Raw genomic sequence first — 19,449 nt, forward strand, 5'->3', positions numbered from 1 at the left:
AAGTTAGTCCTCCCCTAGTAAATATCCATCTTCAAATTTATTACCTACGATTTCAAATTCATCTTTAACGTCGCTTAAATCCACCGAATCTCCTCCGGCAAACCTCATTACAAATTCACCATCTACATATTCAACAACGCCGATTTCTTCGCTTGTAACATCTCGAGCAATATCCCCCTCAAAATATTCACTGTAGTAATAGTCTGTTAATCCACTTGATTGCATTAATTCAATATCCTTAAATGGATAAAAACACAAGTTTCTTGTTGTTATCATTTCTGATTTAAAATGAATACTAGCAACGTCTTCTATCATTTTTTTATTGACTTTATCCCATGCTCTAAACTTTGGTATCATCTTCCCAACACTTCCTTTACCTTATCTAAAATATCTGGGTGACTTTCGCCACCCTTTTGATTAATCGATTTCTTCTTGTGATAATTCTTCAACTTTTTCTTCTCCGCCATCAAATAATGTTTCATTTTCTGTTTGCTCTTGTTCTTCTTCACTGTCTACATCTTCTAATGTTAATTGATCTGGATTTTCTACTTCATCTTTAAATAGTTCTTGTCTAATGTACTCAACTCTTTGATATTGTTGAGTAATAAAACCATTTGGAACATTATCCCCAGAAACTTTAAATTTAGTTCCAGCTTTACTTGCAGTACACACAATTGTTGCTTCATAAGCGAAAAACTCGATTGACCAAGTCACATGTTTATCAGTAGCGTTAAATTGTTTTCTTACTACTCCATCTTGTTCATTTTCTCCAAAAGTCTTTTTAATTAATTCATCTGCAAATTGAATATTTCTCATCATAATTCCTCCACTTTCACTTTTATTTTTGGTACTTCTGCGTATCTTTTAGCACAATGTAATTCAACGACTAATGCATCATCAGTCCATATCTTTTCATTTGCTGCATCCATAAATGTTTTAACCAAATTATCGATGTCAGGTTTATTCTTTTTAAATGCATGTATCATTCTTTTAATTAATGATTTTGACCATGACTTGTTCATTGGAAATTCAAACAGTAAAGTTAACTTGATTGCATCATCGATATTTAGTTCTGGCATTTGTTCTTTTATAAATTGTTTGTGTTTTACGTAGTTAGTTGGCATGTATGTTTGAATAAACTTTCCAACGTTTCTAAACCTCGGCCTAGGAGATGCCATTGGTTTATCTAGATGTTTTGTGTCTTTTTTGAACAGTATCGTAAATGAATGAACCGTCATGATACTTCATTTACTTTCTGGTAATATAACAACGCATGTGCTTTATAAAACGCTAGTTCCTTTTGTATTTGATCTATATTCACTTCTGATTGTCTTGTGTCTCTTTCGCTAAGCATCGCCATTTTATTTTGATATTCTTTGTTTGCCTCACGATATTTCTTGGCTTCTGCCAAAATATTATTAGATTCCTCAACTAATTCATCTAACTGTTTCTTGTACGACTCTTTTTCTTCTTTAATCTTCTGATAATCACGTGACAGCTTTTCATACTCATTTCTCAGTTCCGTCTTTTCATCACTAATCACTTTTATTTCATCTTCAAGTAAATTAATCCGACCATGCAATTGATTCTTTTCAGATGTTAGCTTGTTTACTTTTTTATTAAGTGATTTATTTTGCTCATCTAAAATGGCTTTTTTAGAAATAGTTATTTTAGTTGAATCATCTTGTTGATTATTCACTATCTTCTCTGGTTCTATAATTTTTGTAGTTAATTCTGGATTAGTTGTTTTGTTTTCATTTTCTTTAACTTCCGACTCATCTTTTAATTTTTTAAATGCTCTATGATGTTCTGATCTAAAACTATAAACTGCTCCAGGTGTTACACCAATTTCTTCAGCAACAGCTTTAACTGATTTTAATTCTTGTAGTAAATCAAATACTTCTCCTATAGTTTTGCCTTTAAGTAGTACGCCCAAATTCTTCACTCCATTCCATTATTTCTTTTTCCATTTGTTTTTTCTTTTCTTCAAATTCTGGTGCATTTATATTTACTTCATTGTGATTATCTTGATTATTTTGTTTTTGCCTTAATAACCATTCAGGTGTTTTCTCTTTCGATTGGAGATTATTATTTTGTCCACTTCTACTTTTGAAGTTGGCCAACTTTTGTTGTTCATATGCTCGTACTTCACTTATTGATTTGAGATTAGACTTTAACCAATCTTTTAAAATAGCTTTAGCATATCCCCAGTTCACTTTATTTCTATCGAGTGCTAACTTTAATGCTGCTGTCACTATTTCATCTGAATCATTCTCAAAGCTTTCTAGATAGTAAGTGATATCTTGTGCAGTGTATTGATTAATAATTCCGAATCCTGATTCTTGATAAAAGTCGTAGACGTTCGACGTCTTCTTATTCTCCTTATTATCATTATTTTCATTATTCTCCTTATTATCATTATTGTTTGTTTTTTTCTGTGTCTTTTCTCTGTCTTTTCTGTGTTCTTTCTCTGTCTTTTCACTGTCTTTTCTGTGTCTTTTTTCTAAATTCACATTTTGGTAAACGTCATAATTGACAATGGTTACAAGCGTTTTTTTGGTGTCTTTTTTTACGACTATCATTTTGTCTTCTTCTAATAGTCTTAAAAATGAATCAACTTTAGTTAATGACCATTTCCATCTATCACCTAGTTTCCGGAGTGAAGTAATACGTTGACCTCTTTTCACAGTGATTAACTTACCGTCCATAACTGTTTTATTATCTTTATGATTAACCATTAGAAGTAAATCAATCCATGCTTCGAACTTAGAAAACTTTCTTTCTTCTTCGTACAACCAATGATTCTCAATCGATCTATGCAAGCTAATCCAACCAGCCATAACTCCACACCTCACTTTCAAAACTGGTTAAATTAAAATGGCAAATCATCATCGTTTATTTCAATTGGTCCATTAGCATTTGTAAATGGATTATTGCTACTAGTTTGACTAGTATTATTGTTAGTTGTTGTATTTTGGCCACGCTGTGTGCTACCTTCTTGATTTGCACTGTTAGTAGATTTATCTTTATTTAAAAATAGAATTTGTGAATTAACTTTGGTTACTTTTAATTGCATTCCGTAATTCATCGTGCCATCTTGTCGTTCAAAATTATTGTTTTGTAATTCACCTTCAACGCCTATTAAATAACCTTTCTTTGCATAGTTGGTTAAAAATTCAGCAGTTTTATTGAAGGCAATACAACTTATAAAGTCACTCTCATATTCATCTTGATTATTTTTAAATTTTCTTTGAACGGCAATATCAAATGGTAAAATCATTGTCCCATTTGTAGATTCTCTTATCTCTAAGTCTTTTGTTATTCGGCCAATAAACTTACAATCATTATTATCCATTTATAAACCTCCAATATAGACAGGTACACCACTCGCTTCTTGTACCTGCTGTTTGATTAATTGTGCATCAGAATTGGTATTACTAAGGTGTATTAGATGAATCTGTTGTAACTGTGTTAAATCATTCACCTTCAATAGTTTTAATGCATATTCTAAGCTAAAATGTGAATCCATTATCCTGTTAGCCAATCCTTGATGAACAAAGCCTTTTTGCACATTCTCTTGCATTTTTTCATAGATATAATTCACTTCTAACATCAAGTGTGTTAAACCTTTAAAACTGTACTTACAAAATTTTGTATCCGTAAGATATAAGACTTTGTAACCTTGTGTACTTTTTAGTAAAAAGCCAACTGGTTCAGCTGCATCATGTTCTATTTCAAAAGGTAAAATTGACCATGTCCCAATTCTTGTTTCCTGTTTAGCTTTTACTGAATACAGTCTGTGACTTTGAATTTCCGTTGCTTCCTTTGTTCCCTTGGTCATGTAACAATTAATTCCGTTCTTTAAATACTGATCTGTATATTTAGCGTGATCACCATGTTCATGAGTGATGAGACAACCTGCAATGTCTCTCGTTCTGTATTGAAGAGCTTTTTGCACCTTTTCAAACTTCACTCCTGCTTCTAATAAAAGTGTGGTTCTGCCATCTGAAATACGATAGCAGTTACCACTCGAACCAGTTGCTATAACATCAATTAAAATGGTTCTTCATCCTCTGTTGTTATTTGCGCAGGTTCTTCTTTAATCTCTTCAACTTCTTCAAAATCTGTAACATCTGTTGCCTCTTTATGTGGTACTTCTTCGAATTCTAATAATTCTTTATTGGCATTTGCTTCTTCTTCAGCATCTAAAATTTCTTTACGTTGTCTGTTGTCTCTATTTTTAATTTCGCTCGATAATAGACTACTGTCATCAGAACTATTTAATAATTTCTTACATGCTCTATTAATTACAGTCTTTTTGGCCATTTCTTGAGGGAATCTTCTATGCGTTCCATCTTCCTTGAACTTGCCATCATATACCATTTGAGATTGTTTCCATGCCTCTTCAATTTCTTCGAAGCTCATAATCTCTGTATAGTTTTTACTTTCGTCTTCAAATACAACTGTTGCATATGCACCAATGATTTTTTTACTATCTCTGTTTCCAAATGATTGAGAATGTTCTAAATCGACGATTTTACCGTTCTTTGTTTTATATTTAACTTCATCACCTTCAAAGATAACTTCAGCATTTATTTCTTTAGCACCAGTAACTCGTCTTGTAACAGCCATCGTACCTAAATATGAACGTTGGAACTGAACCTTATCTCCATACATAATGAAGTAACCTTGATTCTTTGCTGGATTTAGTCCTTGTACGACCATATCCATTAACGCATTAGCAATACTATTTGGATTAGCAAACTCAAGCGCTGGCTTATAACCGTCTTTCTTAGAACCTTTTAAATCTTGTAAAGTTAGCATCGCTGATTTCATTGCATTTTCGGGAGAATAGTTTTCAGGAAATTTTAGATCACCCTGTGTTTCTAAACTCTTAACTCTAGCTAGGACGTTGTCTCCCATTTTTTGATTTTTTACTAATACTTCGTTTTTATTTGTCATATATATAATCTCCTTTATTGTGTATAATTAAATTAATAAATTATGAAAGTGTGGTATAAAATATGAGTAAAATTCGCATCACTATTTCTGATAAATATCAAAGTACAAATAACAAAGTACAAATTGATTTACCTAATTCATGCCCTTGGTGCTATTCAAATATTTCACCAACAATTGAAGCTCAATCTAAAACTTCTTTACAAACAGATTCAACATTGCCTTTTTCTTTGATTCTTATGTGTCCAAAGTGTGAGAAGCATTTTTCTGCAACATACAGTGTAAACAGTACTCGTCTAGCTAATGGATTTCGTCAAATTGATCAACTTGTAATCAAAGAAGAATATCCACTTCCAAAACCAAGTTTTGAGTACCCATATGAAATAGATAGTGTTAGTAGTGAATTCTCAAAAATCATTTCACAGTCATCTCATGCTGAAGGATTAGGTTTAAATCATTTAGCAGGTATAGGTTACCGAAAAGCTTTGGAATTCTTAGTAAAAGATTATCTAATTAAACATAAGCATCTAAATGCAGACACGATTTCAAAAAAACTACTTGGTAAATGTATTTCTGAAGATATCGATGACTCACGACTAAAATCATTAGCTAAAGCTGCAACTTGGATCGGAAATGATGAAACACATTATGTTAGAAAACATGACGATCGAGACATTCAAGATATGAAAAAATTTCTACATAAAATGACTTTATTCATTTCTTATGAACTAGCAGTTGAAGATGCTACCGAATTCACTTCGTAGTCATCATATTCAAACAATAAACTGCCTTCAAAATTGTAATATCTTTCAACATTTCTAATGGGATCTAATTTACTACCGTCTCCTTTTAGACATACAACTTTTATTAAATTTACAACATCAACTTTTATAGGAGGTTGATGTTTTATTTGTTTTTCACTCATCTTAATTCCTCCACATCTTTAATTATTTGAATATCTTCTTTACTTACTTCATATAGGCAATTCATTCTTGTTGCTACCAGGTATACATCAACTGAACTTGATTCTATTTCAACCATTTCGTCAATAAAGTCATTTTCATTAAGTTCAAAAGTGGCTAATTGTTTTAATCCATATCTGAATCCAGCGATGAATCCAGACGCATTACAGTCAATTTTCTTTCTAACAATTACTTCTTGATAACCGTCATCATCCACTTCAGATTTAAATGGATGGTTATTCGTCTTCTTCCAACGTTTGTTAATCCGTACATAATCACCTAATTCATATTTCATACGCTTTTCTCCATTCTTAATGAATCGTCTTCTTTACTAACAACTAATCTAATCTGTTGTGATTTTGTTGGTAAAATATCAATTACTGATTCAGCATTATCTATAAAGATTGGTGCATTAATTTTGTAGTGATCACACAATGTATTAATGATGTCTAATCCTGCATTAAGCTTTTTAGCGCTATTTAATCCCCTGTGATATTCAATACCATTTACAGTCGTTTCACACGTTTCTTTAACTTCTCCGTCTACTTGTGTATAGAACAATTTGAAGGTCACATATTTAAACTTGCGATTGATGTTATCTGTTAACTTATTGATTTTTGTAATCGTGAATTTATTCAATTTGTAAAGTTGGCCAGAATAAATTTCTTTCTCGTCTAATAACTCATCTTCTTTATTTCTTAATTCTTGAATACGTTTTTCGATGTTCTTATTAGATGCAGCAATAGACTTCAATTTATCTAAATGTTCTTTTTCAGCATTTAATTCATTTAACTGTGAATCTAATTCATCAAGGCGATCATCTACTTCTTCTTGAATGTTCATACGTTTCTTATTGAGTTCGTCAATATCTCTTTGAACTTCTTGGTATTCGCTTGATTGCGTTACATCTGTTATTTGTGATTTCAGGTTATCAATCTTACTTTTAATTCTTTTAGACTTCTCTGTAGCTAAATCTATTAATTTTTGATGTTTATTATTTTCTTCGTTTAGTGCATCAATGATTGGTTTAATCTTTTTACCGTCTTCCAAAACTCGCTCAATAGAACCAGTAATAACTTCAAGTTCATTCGATTTTTCTTTATTGAATTTCATGAGTGCATTTTCTCTTGCATCTTCCACTTTTTCGGTTGGCAACTCTTGGCCACAACATGAACAAACTTTTTCATCTACATGTTCAAACTTGTGATTTTTAGCCTTTTCTAAATCAGCCTTTAATCTTTTATGCTCTGATAAAAGTTCTTTTCTTCTACCTTCTTCATATTGAATCTGAGTTTGATTATTCTTCATTTTTGACTTGTAATTCAAAATAGTACTTTCTTCTGCATTAAACTCATTCATAAGTGAATGAATTTTTGATTCAGTAGTAGATGAGAGGTCTCTTTTGATTCGTTCTAATTCTGATTGTTTATCTTTCACTCGATTGCGTAATTCAATTTCAGCACTTCCATTTTGTAATTCATATCTCTTATTTACTAATGATTGAATATTCTCTTCAAGCTGCTTGTAATCAGATTCGTTCAATTGTTCTACTTCAACCAATGAATGTGATGCTTCATTGATACGTGTTGGTATATCTTTAATTTGTTGATTAATTTGCTTAATCTTATCTGCAATGATTTTCTTCTTAGTTTCGATATCGTGTTCAGTTAGTAACTCTTTTAATCCTTCTAGTTCTGGATCACTTGAAATAACATCTTCATCTGAAATATCATCAGCAATTTCGAATAATAAATTACGACGTACTTTCCAATCTAATTGATTGAAAGCACCAGGGTTTGTAATAAGCTTGAACACATCTTCATCTATAATCTCAGCAACCCTGTTTTTAAAATCAGTAACCTTTACTTTTTCATCATTTATATATTGATACTTCGTTCTACTTCGGTTGTATTCTTTACGATTTGTTTTCTGGTTCGTTGAATACTTAGGGTGTGATTCCTTCTTAAGTGTTAGTAATCCATCATCAATCTCAAATTCAGCTATAACTGTAGGGATTAACTCATACTGTTCTTCGCCTTTTTCATTTTCTGGTACTGGGTTAAATGATTTTGTTGAACCATCTAATCCTTTATCAAATAGCAACCATTGTAATGCTGTAGCCGTTGTTGTTTTACCTGTACCATTTTGGCCATAAATATCTGCATCTTGGCCATTAAATTCAAAAGTTTGATTTTTAAAGCCTGCAAAATTCTCCATTACTAATTTGTTTAATTTTAATTGCATTGCTTAATGTCCTCCTCCGTGTTATTCTGTACGTGTATTTTTATTTGAAATTGTGCCTTTTCCAATTGCCGTTGGATTAGGCTTTTTTAATATCGAGTCTTAATTTTAAAGTCATAAGGTTTATTGCTGCCTTTTAGTATTTCAACCATTAGGGCATCTACTTCACTCGTGTTGTCGTCAATCCAACTTATAATCGTGTCATTCATTTCTTCAAAAAGACCTTCAGCTGTATCTTCAACATGTACTTCTGCAGCAAATACCAAATCATGATTAGTACTAAATACCTTCACTAAAATTAATTCTTCGTTTATAACTTCATATCTATGCAAAAATTTAAAACCATAATGATATTCTGTCTTTGAGACTTGTGAACCTATTTTAAAATATGACATTTACATTTCCTCCTGTTCTAAAAATATTTGATCAGCCATTTCAAATCCTGCAACTGTCACTATCCAAAATAGAAACGAATGCTCAATAGGTGTTGTACTAAATGACGAAATAATAAAAAACTCAACTACAATTGCTAATGTTAGTGCTGGGTACTTGATAATGTTCCATGCTATATTCATACTTTTTTCTCCTTTAGAGTATGCTCCCCAAGTCTCCAATTTGTTTAAGCATCATACTCGTACATTATTTGTATACATATATCTTTTGCTTTGTCAGATGGCCACCAGGATTTTCTGTTTGTTTTTTTAATCTCAATTGCTTTCATCCGACTATCTTTCACGATGTGATTTCTAAAGAATTTCTCTCCAATGCACATTCGTTCTTTAATTTCTTCTGCATCAACTAGCCAGTCTCCTTTCGGCATGAAAGATCACATCCTCTTTTATTTTTCTTTTGGTATAATTTAGTTATCCCTATGTGAAGGGAGGTGTTTACTATGAGCATATTTGATTTCTCAGAAGAAAAAGAATATTTAAGAAAGTTAGTGGTTACTGGATATTACGATACAAAGGAAGCCATTGAACAAATTGTTGATAATGACAATGAATTATTGGCACTTCATTACTTATCAAAAGCTAATTCTTACTTTGTAACTTTAGAATCTTATGTTAGAAGTAAGGAAGACTTATATCGTTACGAATTTACTCAAGTTGTAAAAGCTTTTACAGAAGTCTATGAAGAGGCGCTAGATTGTGTTCGAGACAATCATTCACATCAACATACTTTGATTAACTTCGATCAATTTAAAGAAAAGCTACATCCAGTATTGGGCTATGTTGATTCCAATCTTGACCTAGAGCTAAATAACTAACCTTCATGACCTCTTGTTAAATCAAGAGGTCTTTTTTCTTTTGATATCTCGGTGTTTTGAATGTGATGTACTATACGTCTATCAACCAACAAAAATACTTTTTTAAATTGCTCATATGATAATCCGTATTCGTGAATTAATTGATAAATCTTACGTTCTACTGCACTTTCTTCCAAATTAAGCTTTAATTCATTCACTGTGTTTCCTCCTTTATCTACTACGCCTGTTCACCTAAGAACTTATTGATAAAATATTGTTGGCCTTTACCAGTTACTTTTGGTGTCTTACTAATCGATACATGACCATCTGAATGTGTGATTGATGTTTCTTTGATTTCAAACAATTCTCGCTCCATCGAATATTGTGTTGGCATGTTATAATCAATGCCTTTTCGTTTGATTAAGAATCCATTTTGACGTAACCATTCAAATAACCTGCGTTGTCCAATTTCTACACCATTCTGTTTGATTATCTTTGCTAATTCTCCAACTAGGATTGATGTTTTTGTTGTTGCAACTGCATCAGCAAATAATACTTTTGGTTTATCCTTTTCAATCTGTGTTTCTAATTGAAAAATTGTGCTATTTGCTATTTTTAAAGCTCGTTGCATGATCATTTCTGGACTGTTCCATGCCTTTTCAATTTGAATGAAATACTCTCTAAAATCAAAACCTCTTTCAGTACCTGACATCATCGCTATATGCTTTGCTACATCAAGAGTTAAAGCGTAATCTTCTAGTTGTCTAACAGCACCATTATTAACAACCGTACTTGTAAGTACACTTGTAAAATCTCGGTTTTCTTTAAAATGTTTTAAATTAATATCTGCCCATGCGCTAAAACGTTTTTTGACACCTAACGCTTTGTATAACTCTCTTGCGCTTATTGCGATTTCTCCATTTTCTTTTTCTTGAATATTGAACATTTCGCTGATTTTTGATTTCGTTTTTAATTCGTTCATTTGTTACCTCCGTTTTCATAAGTGATAAAAAGTGATATTGATATTAAAAAAATTAGACCTTAATTTGGTCAATTTCAATTTCATATAGTTTAGCAAGAGCATATATAACTAATTCTTTAACATTCGAATCGTTTTTTTCCCACTCTCCAACCGTTTTTACGCTCACTTTTAATACATCTGCAACATCTTGTTGTGTCATTTCACGTATTTGTCGCCAATTACGTATCGATAATTGTTCTGGCATTTTCTTTACCTCCCTTCCTGAATATCACTTTATATCACTTTAAGTTCATAGTCAAGCAAAAAAGTGATAAAAAGTGAGTAAAAGTAATAAAAAGTGTTGTTTAATTTTGCCTAATGTGATAAATTAATATTACAAAAAGTAATATTAAAGGAGAAAATTACATGTCACATAAAAGTGTTAGACAAATTTTATCTCAAAATTTAAAGAAACTAATGGACGATAATAACGTTACCCAAAGTAAACTTTCTGAATCGCTGGGATTAAGCCAATCTACTATTTCAAATTGGTTAAGAGAAGAAAAATATCCTAGAATTCAACATATTCAACAATTAGCGGACTTCTTCAATGTTCCTAAGTCTTATTTGACAGACGAAAATAAAGAAGAATTAGATAACCTAGCAGCACACTTAGACGGAGACTTTACAGAAGAAGAATTAGCAAAGATTAGAGAATATGCTGAAATGGTTAGAAAAGCTCACCGTAATATGTAAGGGGGATTTGATGGGACGATACGAAGAACTGCTAATTAAAAATGACCATCTTCCTATAGGAGATACTTTTGAATTGGAAGGCAACTTCGAAGGGTTATATGACAATGGCGTTATATTAGTTGATAAAACTCTATCTACAGCAAGAAAACATGAAGTCTTAGCTGAAGAGCTCGCTCATTACAAATTAACTGCCGGAAATATTACAGATCAAAGCAATTTTAATAATAGAAAATTTGAGAACTATGCCCGAAGATATTCTATGGAACAAGTTGTTTCTTTAGACGGAGTTATAAAAGCTTATAAAAATAGTTGTCACAATTTATATGAAATGGCTAATTACTTTGAAGTGACAGAAAAATACATAGTTAAGGTAATTGAGCATTATAAAACGAAGTTTGGCTTATCCACTTATCACAATGGTTATGTTATAAGATTTGAACCATTGCAGGTGTTTAAACATATAAATATTGATTAAAGGAGCAATGTAGAATGAAAAAGTATGATATTGCTGTTCTAGATTTTGAAACTATGAACGAATATACAAATAGCCCTTGTGAAATAGCAATTTCGTTGATTAAAGATTTAAAAATCTCAGAAGAATTTTCGACTTATATTAATCCACCTAATAATAAATATAGTTTATCTAATGCTAAAATACATAAAATATCAAAAGAAGTAATTTTAAATTCTCCCACATTTGAAAATATATATCCAAAAATTATTTCTTTAATAGAAAGTGCCCAAATTGTAATAGCACATAATGCAAACTTTGATATTTCAGTATTAAATTCAACTATAGAAACATGTAATTTAGAGAAACAAAATTTTATTTACATTGATAGTGTAAATTTATTTAAGTATTTTCATGGAAATATATCTGTGAGTATGGATAGTTTATGTGATTTATATAACATAGATAAAACAAAGTTGCATTCAGCAAAATATGATGTTCACAGTTTATCTACTATTTTAATAAAACTTGCTAAATTTCAAGAAACTTCAAGTGTTTTAGAACTAATTCAAAGTATGAAAAAACAGTATATACGCTTTAGTAATTTAACTAATATACAAAGGTCACTTTCAAAAGTCGCTTTCACCAAGCCGGATATGAAACTATCTGACATTAACAAAATCACTCCAGATAATGAAGAAAATCTATTATTAAAAAACAAAAACATTGTTTTTACAGGAGAATTCAATATTTCGAAATCAGAATTAATGATTCTTACTAGAAAAATTGGTGCAAACATCCGCAGCACCGTATCGCCTAGAACACATATTTTAGTTGAAGGTGTTCAAGATGAAAAATATATGGATGAGAACGGCTTAGTTTCAAAGCAAAGAAAAGCAAGAGAACTTATAGCTAAAGGGTGTCAAATCCAACTAATTAACGAAAAGGAATTATTAAATTATATAAATGGTGATTATAAATGATTAAAAAAATATACACTAATAAACACGTTTTCCTAATTGATGAACTTGAAGAAGAATACCAAAGTGATGCATATTACGGTTATAACTTACTATTATCAATATATGTTGGTGTCAACAATACAAAAAATACTCATTCTGGTTATTTTGTATTTGAAGATAAGCCTATCAGAGTAGCGAAGAAAAAAGACGTAATTAAAGAAGAAAAACCAACAGAGTTAGAATTGGAATTTTATCATTTACTCAAAAAAGAAAAAGCTATTGGTTATTCAAAGAAACTTATAAAAGACTATCAAATCGATAACTATATTATTTATTATGAAATTCTATCTGATAAACCTCACAATTAGTGAGGTTTTCTTGTAAGGAGGTAAAATATGAAAGTATTAAACTACACAGTTACACACATTTACATTTTGACTAATGATGGTCATCAACTAAAGATTATAAATCCTGGCCATAAAAACAAAAAGGAAACAAATAAATGGTTAGAGATGGTTGCATCTGATTATGACAAAATGATGAAAGACAAAAACAAAAATACCTAACTATGTTAGGTGTTGAAAGGGGGTGATACCCAAAGGCTTAACAACCTCCCCAAGTCTCCAAACTTAACTGGAGGTAGTTTCAATGAAATATATTAAGTCGAAAAAATATGAAAATGTATATAGTTATAAGACCACAAATGGTGATAAACGTTATTGCTATAGGCTCAAATACTATTTGGATGGTAAACGAAAAGAGAAACAAAAAAGTGGATTCTTAACTGAAAAAGCTGCATATAGAGAAGTTTTGTTATTAAAAACAGATATAGAAGAACAAGATTATTCAGTTATAGAAGCAGACAAGATTACTGTTAAACAGGCGGCTGAAATGTATTTCGAGTTTAAAAGCCCCAGCTGGGCAAACTCAACGTTAAGAAATAACAAAAACTATATTAATAATCACATTATCCCTTTAATAGGTAAAACCTATTTATCCAGATTAACACCATATGAGGTACAAACTAGTCTAATCAATCCGCTTCAAGATAGAGTGAATTATAGGACAACTTATAACATCTATTGTACTTTTATTGCCATACTGGATTTCATGGTCGATAACGAAAAATTAAAACGAAATAAAATATCAGGAAAAATGCATTTTAAAGAAGAAGATACCCAACCAATTTTTTATAATCAAAGTACCTTAAAATGCATATTACATTATGCTGATAGTATGGAGCCTGTTTATAAAACCATTGTTTATACACTTACCTATACTGGTATGAGAATCGGTGAATTACAAGCTTTGAGATGGACAGATATTGATTTCAAAAATAATACAATCAGTATTAGAGAATCTAGAAATGACCATGACAATTTCACAAAAACAAAAACAAAACGTTCAAAAAGAACAATTCACGTAGATCCTGAATTGATAAAAATGTTGAAAGAATATCAAAAATACATCGAGAATAAGTCTTTTTATCGCAATACACCTATCGATATCCATTCAGCAATTTTTGTTGGTAATTATGGATTAAAGCCTATTTCTAGAACAATCATTTATCAAGCATTCAATCAGATGTCTGAGGATTTAAATATAAAAATCCATGCACATGCTTTTAGGCATTCTCATGCTACATTACTATTAAAAGGTAATCAGTCTATATTCTATGTTGCTGAACGTTTAGGTAATACACCTAAGATGATTGAGTCTACTTATGGCCATATTATAGATAGTGCCAAACGTGACGTTTCAGATGCTTTTTCAAAAATACTGTCGGAAGAAGTGTCGGAAGTCATTTCATTCGACGCTCAATCCCTTTGATACCAAGGGGTTTGGGCGAACATGCTTGACTTTGTGCACAAGTACAAATGTTCTGTATTGACTTTATGATGAATACGTGACCTTCATGTATTTTTTGTAAATATTTTAAATTCTAGTTGTTGAAATGACTAAAATATTAATATATTTATCAATTAGGCTAGATTTAATATCAATTAAGACTTATAATTTATGTAACCAATTTTCTTGTTTATAGACTTTAGTTATAAATTCTACTTTTATTTTGAAGTTAATGATGTGCTTAGAGTTAAATTTCATTGATTAATTGGTCTTGTGTATGCTACAGAAGGGATGATGATTTATGAAACAATCTAACATTGAAAATTATACAACGAAAGCTAAGGAACTATTGAAACATAAAATTATAACTAAAGAAGAATATGATCAACGTATAAAAGATTATACTGACTATACGAATAGCGAAGGCAAATATGCACGCAAATAAAGAGGACGTTCAAAATTTTGAACGTCCTCTTATATTATTCTGTATATGCATTTACCATCCAAGTTACACCAAATGGATCTTGGAATGAACCAAAGAGTGGTGACCACTCTACCTCGTTTAAAGGCATATCAATTTTACAACCCGCTTCTTCTGCTTTCTTAAACAATTCGATGACAGCTTCTCTATCCTGCTCATCGTTATAATTAAACTGAAAACATGCTTGAGCGCCTTCGTTATTAATATCTTTATTTTGCCAAGTGTCACTACATAAAAATGTCTTTCCTAATAAGTTAAAGCTCGCGTTCATTGTAAAAGATTCGGGCAATTTAAATTCATCAGGTGCATCTTTAAACATCTCATGGTTACCCGGAACTCTCATAATAGCCTTTTATTAATTATGTAACTAGTAGTAAAACGTTGTAAGTATCACGTTTATAAACATTTAACTTTGTAACTAAACATCATTATTTATAACTAAATTGACACGTGCTTGACACTTGCACAAATAAAAAAGAGGCAACCGTCGCAACAGTTAACCTCATATCTATATAACCTCTTCCGCCTAATTAAATTATAGCATAAAAAAAGCCCACCTTAATTGGTGGGCTTCTTTATGTATAGGCTGAGAATATACCTTTACTTTGGATAGCTTTAGAAACATTATCAGTTCTTTTCTTTTCCACGTTATCCCTAACGTACTATCCATGCCCGATTAGTATTGCTAATCACTCATTACGTTGAATACTACTCTACCACTTTCAATTAAATAAAGGTTTGCAATTCCCTTATCTGCTTTACTTGATAATAGATTGATACCACTTTTGCGAAATGATACCAAACTCCATTCACCGAAGTGTGAAGTATTAGGACACTTTCATATTCAACGGGGGAAGGCTTTCGCTTTGTTTTATTAAATAATATGCTTTATTATTTACCCAACAATTGTTTGTGTTGACCGACGAAGTGCTTCCCCAGAAGGTTTGTTATCTTTTGAATAACAAAATGCTTCACTCCGTCATGACGTTCCTTATCATCGTACTAGCCATTCTAACTAAAGTAATATAATCGTCATCATATCTTTTTAGTTAATGGTATATGCCCTTAATTGATAGTTTCGGACTGTTATACCTTCACATAAAAAACGATACCTCATTATTAAGTCCTTATTACATGCACCACGTAGCACATGTCCGTTATTAGCAGTTGCCCTCACAGAAGGATAATTCAGTACCCAATAACCACCGAAGTGATTATATGATATTTATGAAATTGCATAGGTTAGACATTTCTGCCCGGCCGTTTGTCAGACTAAACCTTTCACTACATCACTGTAGCTTATCTGCTATGCCAGTAAATATACTATACCATGGTAGGGTATATAATACAAGTAAAAAATAACCCTACCTAGTTTCCGCTAAGTAGGGTTTTAATAATGTACGACAGTTCATCGTAACCAAGTAATAGCATATTATATTACAACATATTTACTTATTTAATTGTACCCCATAATTGACCAACGCTATGGTTCGGAGGCGTACCTTTTGCAGTTCTGATTGGTAAGTAATATCTTACACCTTTCCATGTATAACCTATCCATACATGACCATCTTGAATGCATACCTCATCATAATTAACATAGCCACCTGGTTGGAACCAGTAACCTTCCTGTGCTGATAAGAATGGAGAATTAATTCTTGCTAATATAGGACTACCCCCACAAGTAAATGTAGCTGATTCTTTCATCCACCAAGTCCCGTATTGGTTCTTTTGCCATTTACCACTAGAGACGTTTTTAGACGTGTTACTGGACGTTTTCTTACTTGTTGATACTTTTGTACCTGTAGGAATTTTACCGTCGTAATAAGCTTTAATTTGACTGATAAAGTAATCTTTTGTTTTATCCACAACTGATTGTGGCGCTCGTTGAGTTGATGTGTAGCCAGCATGCAATTTCATTGATCTATGTGGACACTGTGTTGCACTAAATTCATTGTGTAATCTCACTGTATTTCTATCAACTGGCAGTCCCCACTTTTTCAACATTCTCGCTGCCTCTTGAAATGCTGATTGTTCACTTGCTAAGAAATCTTTATCACTAGCTGACATAGACTGACATACTTCGATTCCATAACCATTAGTATTGCCATACTGATTAGCTGTATGCCATGCTGTACGCCCTTCTGGGAGTGCTTGCCATACTGTATTGCCACTAATGTAACTATGCGCTATACCGTTCTCCAATCGACTTAATGGTGCATTTACTAAACTATCATGATATTGCATAGCTGATAAACTACCAGCATCATTATGGATAACTACGAACTTAGGTTTATAGCCACGCTTAGGTAATTTGTAACCTGTCACTTCATCACGATTGTATTTGAGTGTTTTACCTTTTTTAGTGCTTTCTTTTTTAGCTACTTCTTTTTTAACAGTAGCTTTTTTAGTAGTCGTGGCTTTCTTAACTTCAGCTTTGAAATTCGGACGGATAAACCACATAGGGAAATCATAGTTATGTTTCCTACGTGTTGTAACTTCTGTTTTATTCAAACCTCCGCCAAGCCAATTCTGTTCAACGACATCAAGTTGATCTAATGTTGCGTCTACAACGATAGATACATGACCATATCCACCGCCATAATTTCGATTAAATATAACCAAGTCACCTGGTTTAGCTAAGAATGACTTTGTGTTCTCATATACGGTAGCCTCGCCTTTAAAGTCATTGTGTGTAGGTATATCAGCAGCACCATTACCTTTTAACCCGTGTCCGAATAATTGATGCCAATAATAGTTAGCAGTATCGAAACATTGCCAGCCATAAGCATTGTCGTAATCATACCCCTTACCTACCATCGATAGTGCGTATTTTACCGCCTCTTTTTGTGTTAATTTCGCAGTCATTAATAACACTCCTTTTATTGTATTAAAAAAGCCGACTGATTAGTCGACTTTACTTTGGTTCGTTATATTGTTGAGCTTGCTCACTATCTGATATGCCAGCCGTTGTGAAGTCTTGCACCACACCTAGTAACACCAAAACACCTAACACACTGTTCACAATATTAGTTATTTGGTCAGTGTATACTGTGATGTCATAATCAAATGCTCCCGATACTTGTTGAGCAAACAAAAGGATAGCCGATATAATGGCTACCCAAAATGATTTTTGTTTAATACGTACTTTCCAATTGATTTTCATTTGTTATCCTCCTTATTATTTAAAGAATAGTCCGATGAATGGTACTAAACCACCACCGCCCATTAATAGTCCTATGAACCATTTAAAAAGCGTAACATTGTCCTTTTGCCTTTTCTTAACTTCTTCTTTATATATTTTTAGTTCTTCTTTGTTTTCTTCGATATCTTCGGTGTTCTTTTCGGTTTTATACTTGATATCTTTTATCTCGTCATTCTGTTTAGACATTGTAGTATTTAGCTTAACGAGTTCCGTTTTAACGTCCTTATTAACTTCGACCATTTGCTTGTTAACTTCAGTCATCGCTACAATTGCAATTTCTAAACTGTGGTATTTATCATCATGTTTTTGATCTACTTCATTTATACGTTGGTGTATTTTACCTCTTGAATGTTCCCACTCATGACGTAAGACATATTTATCTACTTCTTCTGCCATAAGTAACTACCTCCTACAAAAGTAAGAATAGCTGTTAAAGCCCAAAATGTTAGATATTGAACCCATGATAACCAATTTAAAGCATTATACACACCAACCGTTGACATAATAAAGTAGAAAATAGATGATATTAAACCACCTATCATAATAAATAACGCAGCTTTTTTAGAATGATTGATAGTTGGTAGAAATACACTACCCAAAATCAAACATACACCACCTAAAAAGAAGAATATGCCCCAAATACTCAATGGCATAACTTGATGTAAAGATAAATATAAGTCGGAATCTTTAATAACTGCATCGCTTTCTGCTATCCAGAACATGCCTCTTTCTCCAGTTAAAAGACCAAAACCAAATAAGCATAAACTAGCGATGATACCTTCTATTTTGAGACCTTCCTTTTCATTCATACGACACCCACTCTCTGTAATTTATTTATATAAAAAAGACACTGAAATTAATCAGTGCCTTGTGGTAAATCTTCCCCAGTGATTTCCTTATACTGTTCTTTAGTTATACAACCGTAATCGTAATAAATTTTAATATCTTCATTTGTATAACAATTGATATCATAAAAATATTTTATACTTTCAAATGGTGGGAACATTAGGCATTACCTCCGTATTCGTTTTCTAGTTCTGTTACTTTCATCACTGTTTCTGCTAAAGTCTTTTCGGTAATCTTCAATTTATCTTCTAACTCTTTTGTTTTCTTATTACCAATCATCATTTGTAACTGTAACTGAGACACTAACATCTCTAATACTTTAGGCTCAATTGGTGGTTTAGATTGATTACGTTCCCAATCTTCTTTACTAGTACCTATCCATTCATTACCGTCATAGTAGAATGGTTGATATATGCCCTCTGGTGGTGGTACATCTGTGTATTCATCGTTTGGATAAACGTATTCGCCCTCATCGTTTAAATATGCTAAGTAAGGTGTACCGTCAAAAAGATATACTTGTTTAAACATATA

At 31.9% G+C, this 19,449-nt stretch carries 33 protein-coding genes; 9 read left to right on the plus strand and 24 right to left on the minus strand.

The genetic code is table 11. The features are described from left to right. Positions 1-3 precede the first annotated feature (3 nt). From LQ677_RS12305 to LQ677_RS12340, 8 genes are all read right to left on the minus strand, one after another. Entirely contained in the window at positions 4-357 is a 354-nt protein-coding gene (locus tag LQ677_RS12305) for a YopX family protein (protein ID WP_239748923.1), read from the minus strand. A gap of 60 nt (positions 358-417) precedes the next feature. Further along, the gene (locus LQ677_RS12310; RefSeq protein WP_239748924.1) at positions 418-816 is read right to left on the minus strand and encodes a hypothetical protein; all 399 of its coding nucleotides are present in this window, start codon (positions 814-816) and stop codon (positions 418-420) included. Continuing rightward, positions 816-1,238, minus strand: a complete 423-nt coding sequence (locus LQ677_RS12315; RefSeq protein WP_239748925.1) for a RusA family crossover junction endodeoxyribonuclease — start codon at positions 1,236-1,238, stop codon at positions 816-818. The genes LQ677_RS12310 and LQ677_RS12315 overlap by 1 nt, the downstream gene beginning before the upstream one ends. Beyond that, positions 1,235-1,936, minus strand: a complete 702-nt coding sequence (locus LQ677_RS12320; protein ID WP_239748927.1) for a hypothetical protein — start codon at positions 1,934-1,936, stop codon at positions 1,235-1,237. Before LQ677_RS12320 ends, LQ677_RS12315 begins: the two co-directional genes overlap by 4 nt. Then, a complete protein-coding gene (locus LQ677_RS12325; protein WP_239748928.1) occupies positions 1,920-2,840 on the minus strand; it encodes a DnaD domain-containing protein in 921 nt (306 codons plus the stop codon). Before LQ677_RS12325 ends, LQ677_RS12320 begins: the two co-directional genes overlap by 17 nt. Before the next feature lie 32 nt (positions 2,841-2,872). Beyond that, positions 2,873-3,355, minus strand: a complete 483-nt coding sequence (locus LQ677_RS12330; RefSeq protein ID WP_239748929.1) for a single-stranded DNA-binding protein — start codon at positions 3,353-3,355, stop codon at positions 2,873-2,875. Continuing rightward, positions 3,356-3,958 (minus strand): MBL fold metallo-hydrolase, encoded by a 603-nt coding sequence (locus LQ677_RS12335; protein WP_239748930.1) that lies wholly within the window; start codon positions 3,956-3,958, stop codon positions 3,356-3,358. A 95-nt stretch (positions 3,959-4,053) separates the two neighbouring features. Beyond that, on the minus strand, positions 4,054-4,962 hold the full coding sequence (locus LQ677_RS12340) for a recombinase RecT (RefSeq protein ID WP_239748931.1): 909 nt from the start codon (positions 4,960-4,962) through the stop codon (positions 4,054-4,056). A gap of 62 nt (positions 4,963-5,024) precedes the next feature. On the opposite strand from LQ677_RS12340, the gene LQ677_RS12345 reads away from it, so the two are divergent. Beyond that, positions 5,025-5,723 (plus strand): DUF4145 domain-containing protein, encoded by a 699-nt coding sequence (locus tag LQ677_RS12345; RefSeq protein ID WP_228097487.1) that lies wholly within the window; start codon positions 5,025-5,027, stop codon positions 5,721-5,723. Here LQ677_RS12345 and LQ677_RS12350 read toward each other — a convergent pair. The 6 genes from LQ677_RS12350 to LQ677_RS12375 form a co-directional block, all read right to left on the minus strand. Then, positions 5,681-5,884: a hypothetical protein gene (locus LQ677_RS12350; protein ID WP_206543150.1), complete on the minus strand. Its 204-nt coding sequence runs from the start codon at positions 5,882-5,884 to the stop codon at positions 5,681-5,683. The two genes, LQ677_RS12345 and LQ677_RS12350, sit on opposite strands and share 43 nt — an antisense overlap. Continuing rightward, on the minus strand, positions 5,881-6,216 hold the full coding sequence (locus LQ677_RS12355; protein ID WP_239748932.1) for a hypothetical protein: 336 nt from the start codon (positions 6,214-6,216) through the stop codon (positions 5,881-5,883). The genes LQ677_RS12350 and LQ677_RS12355 overlap by 4 nt, the downstream gene beginning before the upstream one ends. Beyond that, the gene (locus LQ677_RS12360) at positions 6,213-8,165 is read right to left on the minus strand and encodes an AAA family ATPase (protein WP_239748933.1); all 1,953 of its coding nucleotides are present in this window, start codon (positions 8,163-8,165) and stop codon (positions 6,213-6,215) included. Before LQ677_RS12360 ends, LQ677_RS12355 begins: the two co-directional genes overlap by 4 nt. An 86-nt stretch (positions 8,166-8,251) precedes the next feature. Further along, positions 8,252-8,557 carry a hypothetical protein gene (locus LQ677_RS12365; protein ID WP_239748934.1) on the minus strand — a complete coding sequence of 102 codons (306 nt, stop codon included), beginning with the start codon at positions 8,555-8,557 and terminating at the stop codon, positions 8,252-8,254. After that, a complete protein-coding gene (locus tag LQ677_RS12370; protein ID WP_218697272.1) occupies positions 8,558-8,737 on the minus strand; it encodes a hypothetical protein in 180 nt (59 codons plus the stop codon). A gap of 44 nt (positions 8,738-8,781) precedes the next feature. After that, the gene (locus LQ677_RS12375; protein WP_070369236.1) at positions 8,782-8,982 is read right to left on the minus strand and encodes a hypothetical protein; all 201 of its coding nucleotides are present in this window, start codon (positions 8,980-8,982) and stop codon (positions 8,782-8,784) included. Between the two features lie 72 nt (positions 8,983-9,054). On the opposite strand from LQ677_RS12375, the gene LQ677_RS12380 reads away from it, so the two are divergent. Then, positions 9,055-9,429: a hypothetical protein gene (locus LQ677_RS12380; protein WP_239748935.1), complete on the plus strand. Its 375-nt coding sequence runs from the start codon at positions 9,055-9,057 to the stop codon at positions 9,427-9,429. Here the strand turns inward: LQ677_RS12380 and LQ677_RS12385 are convergent. From LQ677_RS12385 to LQ677_RS12395, 3 genes are read right to left on the minus strand one after another with little or no spacing between them, the layout of a single operon-like run. Then, positions 9,426-9,626, minus strand: coding sequence for a hypothetical protein (locus tag LQ677_RS12385; protein ID WP_239705741.1), 201 nt, complete (start codon positions 9,624-9,626; stop codon positions 9,426-9,428). The genes LQ677_RS12380 and LQ677_RS12385 overlap by 4 nt on opposite strands. A 20-nt stretch (positions 9,627-9,646) precedes the next feature. Beyond that, on the minus strand, positions 9,647-10,390 hold the full coding sequence (locus tag LQ677_RS12390; RefSeq protein ID WP_239748937.1) for a phage antirepressor KilAC domain-containing protein: 744 nt from the start codon (positions 10,388-10,390) through the stop codon (positions 9,647-9,649). A 52-nt stretch (positions 10,391-10,442) separates the two neighbouring features. Continuing rightward, the gene (locus LQ677_RS12395; protein WP_239748938.1) at positions 10,443-10,634 is read right to left on the minus strand and encodes a helix-turn-helix transcriptional regulator; all 192 of its coding nucleotides are present in this window, start codon (positions 10,632-10,634) and stop codon (positions 10,443-10,445) included. Between the two features lie 161 nt (positions 10,635-10,795). On the opposite strand from LQ677_RS12395, the gene LQ677_RS12400 reads away from it, so the two are divergent. The 7 genes from LQ677_RS12400 (at position 10,796) to LQ677_RS12430 (ending at position 14,831) form a co-directional block, all read left to right on the plus strand. After that, positions 10,796-11,125 carry a helix-turn-helix domain-containing protein gene (locus tag LQ677_RS12400; RefSeq protein ID WP_239748940.1) on the plus strand — a complete coding sequence of 110 codons (330 nt, stop codon included), beginning with the start codon at positions 10,796-10,798 and terminating at the stop codon, positions 11,123-11,125. A gap of 10 nt (positions 11,126-11,135) precedes the next feature. Next, positions 11,136-11,600 carry an ImmA/IrrE family metallo-endopeptidase gene (locus tag LQ677_RS12405; RefSeq protein ID WP_239748941.1) on the plus strand — a complete coding sequence of 155 codons (465 nt, stop codon included), beginning with the start codon at positions 11,136-11,138 and terminating at the stop codon, positions 11,598-11,600. Positions 11,601-11,614: 14 nt separating this feature from the next. Further along, positions 11,615-12,559 (plus strand): exonuclease domain-containing protein, encoded by a 945-nt coding sequence (locus LQ677_RS12410; protein ID WP_239748942.1) that lies wholly within the window; start codon positions 11,615-11,617, stop codon positions 12,557-12,559. Then, positions 12,556-12,906, plus strand: coding sequence for a hypothetical protein (locus LQ677_RS12415; protein ID WP_239748943.1), 351 nt, complete (start codon positions 12,556-12,558; stop codon positions 12,904-12,906). Before LQ677_RS12410 ends, LQ677_RS12415 begins: the two co-directional genes overlap by 4 nt. Before the next feature lie 27 nt (positions 12,907-12,933). Beyond that, complete coding sequence (locus LQ677_RS12420) at positions 12,934-13,104, plus strand: hypothetical protein (protein WP_239748944.1); 171 nt, start codon at positions 12,934-12,936, stop codon at positions 13,102-13,104. 82 nt (positions 13,105-13,186) lie between these two features. Further along, complete coding sequence (locus LQ677_RS12425) at positions 13,187-14,368, plus strand: tyrosine-type recombinase/integrase (RefSeq protein WP_239705733.1); 1,182 nt, start codon at positions 13,187-13,189, stop codon at positions 14,366-14,368. 319 nt (positions 14,369-14,687) lie between these two features. Further along, positions 14,688-14,831: a hypothetical protein gene (locus tag LQ677_RS12430; RefSeq protein ID WP_164961626.1), complete on the plus strand. Its 144-nt coding sequence runs from the start codon at positions 14,688-14,690 to the stop codon at positions 14,829-14,831. A 34-nt stretch (positions 14,832-14,865) separates the two neighbouring features. Here the strand turns inward: LQ677_RS12430 and LQ677_RS12435 are convergent, their stop codons facing one another. The 7 genes from LQ677_RS12435 to LQ677_RS12465 form a co-directional block, all read right to left on the minus strand. After that, the gene (locus tag LQ677_RS12435; RefSeq protein WP_239748945.1) at positions 14,866-15,210 is read right to left on the minus strand and encodes a VOC family protein; all 345 of its coding nucleotides are present in this window, start codon (positions 15,208-15,210) and stop codon (positions 14,866-14,868) included. A 1,109-nt stretch (positions 15,211-16,319) separates the two neighbouring features. Then, a complete protein-coding gene (locus tag LQ677_RS12440) occupies positions 16,320-17,735 on the minus strand; it encodes an SH3 domain-containing protein (RefSeq protein ID WP_239748946.1) in 1,416 nt (471 codons plus the stop codon). Positions 17,736-17,784: 49 nt separating this feature from the next. Beyond that, a complete protein-coding gene (locus tag LQ677_RS12445; RefSeq protein ID WP_126476772.1) occupies positions 17,785-18,033 on the minus strand; it encodes a phage holin in 249 nt (82 codons plus the stop codon). Between the two features lie 15 nt (positions 18,034-18,048). Next, positions 18,049-18,468, minus strand: coding sequence for a hypothetical protein (locus tag LQ677_RS12450; RefSeq protein ID WP_210136138.1), 420 nt, complete (start codon positions 18,466-18,468; stop codon positions 18,049-18,051). Next, positions 18,453-18,881, minus strand: coding sequence for a hypothetical protein (locus LQ677_RS12455; RefSeq protein WP_191835941.1), 429 nt, complete (start codon positions 18,879-18,881; stop codon positions 18,453-18,455). Before LQ677_RS12455 ends, LQ677_RS12450 begins: the two co-directional genes overlap by 16 nt. Before the next feature lie 47 nt (positions 18,882-18,928). After that, on the minus strand, positions 18,929-19,078 hold the full coding sequence (locus tag LQ677_RS12460; RefSeq protein WP_126476778.1) for an XkdX family protein: 150 nt from the start codon (positions 19,076-19,078) through the stop codon (positions 18,929-18,931). Further along, positions 19,078-19,446, minus strand: a complete 369-nt coding sequence (locus LQ677_RS12465; protein WP_126476780.1) for a hypothetical protein — start codon at positions 19,444-19,446, stop codon at positions 19,078-19,080. Before LQ677_RS12465 ends, LQ677_RS12460 begins: the two co-directional genes overlap by 1 nt. Between the last annotated feature and the right edge of the window lie 3 nt (positions 19,447-19,449).

Origin of the sequence: Mammaliicoccus sp. Q-M61 (assembly GCF_022386055.1) — a bacterium.
Lineage (GTDB): Bacteria > Bacillota > Bacilli > Staphylococcales > Staphylococcaceae > Mammaliicoccus > Mammaliicoccus sciuri_A.

Bases quoted from the DNA above. Each gene is read 5' to 3' on its own strand.
- LQ677_RS12340 (WP_239748931.1), bottom strand. From the start codon at position 4,962: ATGACAAATAAAAACGAAGTATTAGTAAAAAATCAAAAAATGGGAGAC.
- LQ677_RS12365 (WP_239748934.1), bottom strand. From the start codon at position 8,557: ATGTCATATTTTAAAATAGGTTCACAAGTCTCAAAGACAGAATATCAT.
- LQ677_RS12450 (WP_210136138.1), bottom strand. From the start codon at position 18,468: ATGGCAGAAGAAGTAGATAAATATGTCTTACGTCATGAGTGGGAACAT.
- LQ677_RS12410 (WP_239748942.1), top strand. From the start codon at position 11,615: ATGAAAAAGTATGATATTGCTGTTCTAGATTTTGAAACTATGAACGAA.
- LQ677_RS12430 (WP_164961626.1), top strand. From the start codon at position 14,688: ATGAAACAATCTAACATTGAAAATTATACAACGAAAGCTAAGGAACTA.
- LQ677_RS12400 (WP_239748940.1), top strand. From the start codon at position 10,796: ATGTCACATAAAAGTGTTAGACAAATTTTATCTCAAAATTTAAAGAAA.
- LQ677_RS12445 (WP_126476772.1), bottom strand. From the start codon at position 18,033: ATGAAAATCAATTGGAAAGTACGTATTAAACAAAAATCATTTTGGGTA.
- LQ677_RS12380 (WP_239748935.1), top strand. From the start codon at position 9,055: ATGAGCATATTTGATTTCTCAGAAGAAAAAGAATATTTAAGAAAGTTA.
- LQ677_RS12315 (WP_239748925.1), bottom strand. From the start codon at position 1,238: ATGACGGTTCATTCATTTACGATACTGTTCAAAAAAGACACAAAACAT.
- LQ677_RS12330 (WP_239748929.1), bottom strand. From the start codon at position 3,355: ATGGATAATAATGATTGTAAGTTTATTGGCCGAATAACAAAAGACTTA.
- LQ677_RS12390 (WP_239748937.1), bottom strand. From the start codon at position 10,390: ATGAACGAATTAAAAACGAAATCAAAAATCAGCGAAATGTTCAATATT.
- LQ677_RS12405 (WP_239748941.1), top strand. From the start codon at position 11,136: ATGGGACGATACGAAGAACTGCTAATTAAAAATGACCATCTTCCTATA.
- LQ677_RS12310 (WP_239748924.1), bottom strand. From the start codon at position 816: ATGAGAAATATTCAATTTGCAGATGAATTAATTAAAAAGACTTTTGGA.
- LQ677_RS12455 (WP_191835941.1), bottom strand. From the start codon at position 18,881: ATGAATGAAAAGGAAGGTCTCAAAATAGAAGGTATCATCGCTAGTTTA.
- LQ677_RS12325 (WP_239748928.1), bottom strand. From the start codon at position 2,840: ATGGCTGGTTGGATTAGCTTGCATAGATCGATTGAGAATCATTGGTTG.
- LQ677_RS12420 (WP_239748944.1), top strand. From the start codon at position 12,934: ATGAAAGTATTAAACTACACAGTTACACACATTTACATTTTGACTAAT.
- LQ677_RS12305 (WP_239748923.1), bottom strand. From the start codon at position 357: ATGATACCAAAGTTTAGAGCATGGGATAAAGTCAATAAAAAAATGATA.
- LQ677_RS12360 (WP_239748933.1), bottom strand. From the start codon at position 8,165: ATGCAATTAAAATTAAACAAATTAGTAATGGAGAATTTTGCAGGCTTT.
- LQ677_RS12355 (WP_239748932.1), bottom strand. From the start codon at position 6,216: ATGAAATATGAATTAGGTGATTATGTACGGATTAACAAACGTTGGAAG.
- LQ677_RS12350 (WP_206543150.1), bottom strand. From the start codon at position 5,884: ATGAGTGAAAAACAAATAAAACATCAACCTCCTATAAAAGTTGATGTT.
- LQ677_RS12345 (WP_228097487.1), top strand. From the start codon at position 5,025: ATGAGTAAAATTCGCATCACTATTTCTGATAAATATCAAAGTACAAAT.
- LQ677_RS12395 (WP_239748938.1), bottom strand. From the start codon at position 10,634: ATGCCAGAACAATTATCGATACGTAATTGGCGACAAATACGTGAAATG.
- LQ677_RS12370 (WP_218697272.1), bottom strand. From the start codon at position 8,737: ATGAATATAGCATGGAACATTATCAAGTACCCAGCACTAACATTAGCA.
- LQ677_RS12435 (WP_239748945.1), bottom strand. From the start codon at position 15,210: ATGAGAGTTCCGGGTAACCATGAGATGTTTAAAGATGCACCTGATGAA.
- LQ677_RS12375 (WP_070369236.1), bottom strand. From the start codon at position 8,982: ATGCCGAAAGGAGACTGGCTAGTTGATGCAGAAGAAATTAAAGAACGA.
- LQ677_RS12415 (WP_239748943.1), top strand. From the start codon at position 12,556: ATGATTAAAAAAATATACACTAATAAACACGTTTTCCTAATTGATGAA.
- LQ677_RS12460 (WP_126476778.1), bottom strand. From the start codon at position 19,078: ATGTTCCCACCATTTGAAAGTATAAAATATTTTTATGATATCAATTGT.
- LQ677_RS12440 (WP_239748946.1), bottom strand. From the start codon at position 17,735: ATGACTGCGAAATTAACACAAAAAGAGGCGGTAAAATACGCACTATCG.
- LQ677_RS12465 (WP_126476780.1), bottom strand. From the start codon at position 19,446: ATGTTTAAACAAGTATATCTTTTTGACGGTACACCTTACTTAGCATAT.
- LQ677_RS12425 (WP_239705733.1), top strand. From the start codon at position 13,187: ATGAAATATATTAAGTCGAAAAAATATGAAAATGTATATAGTTATAAG.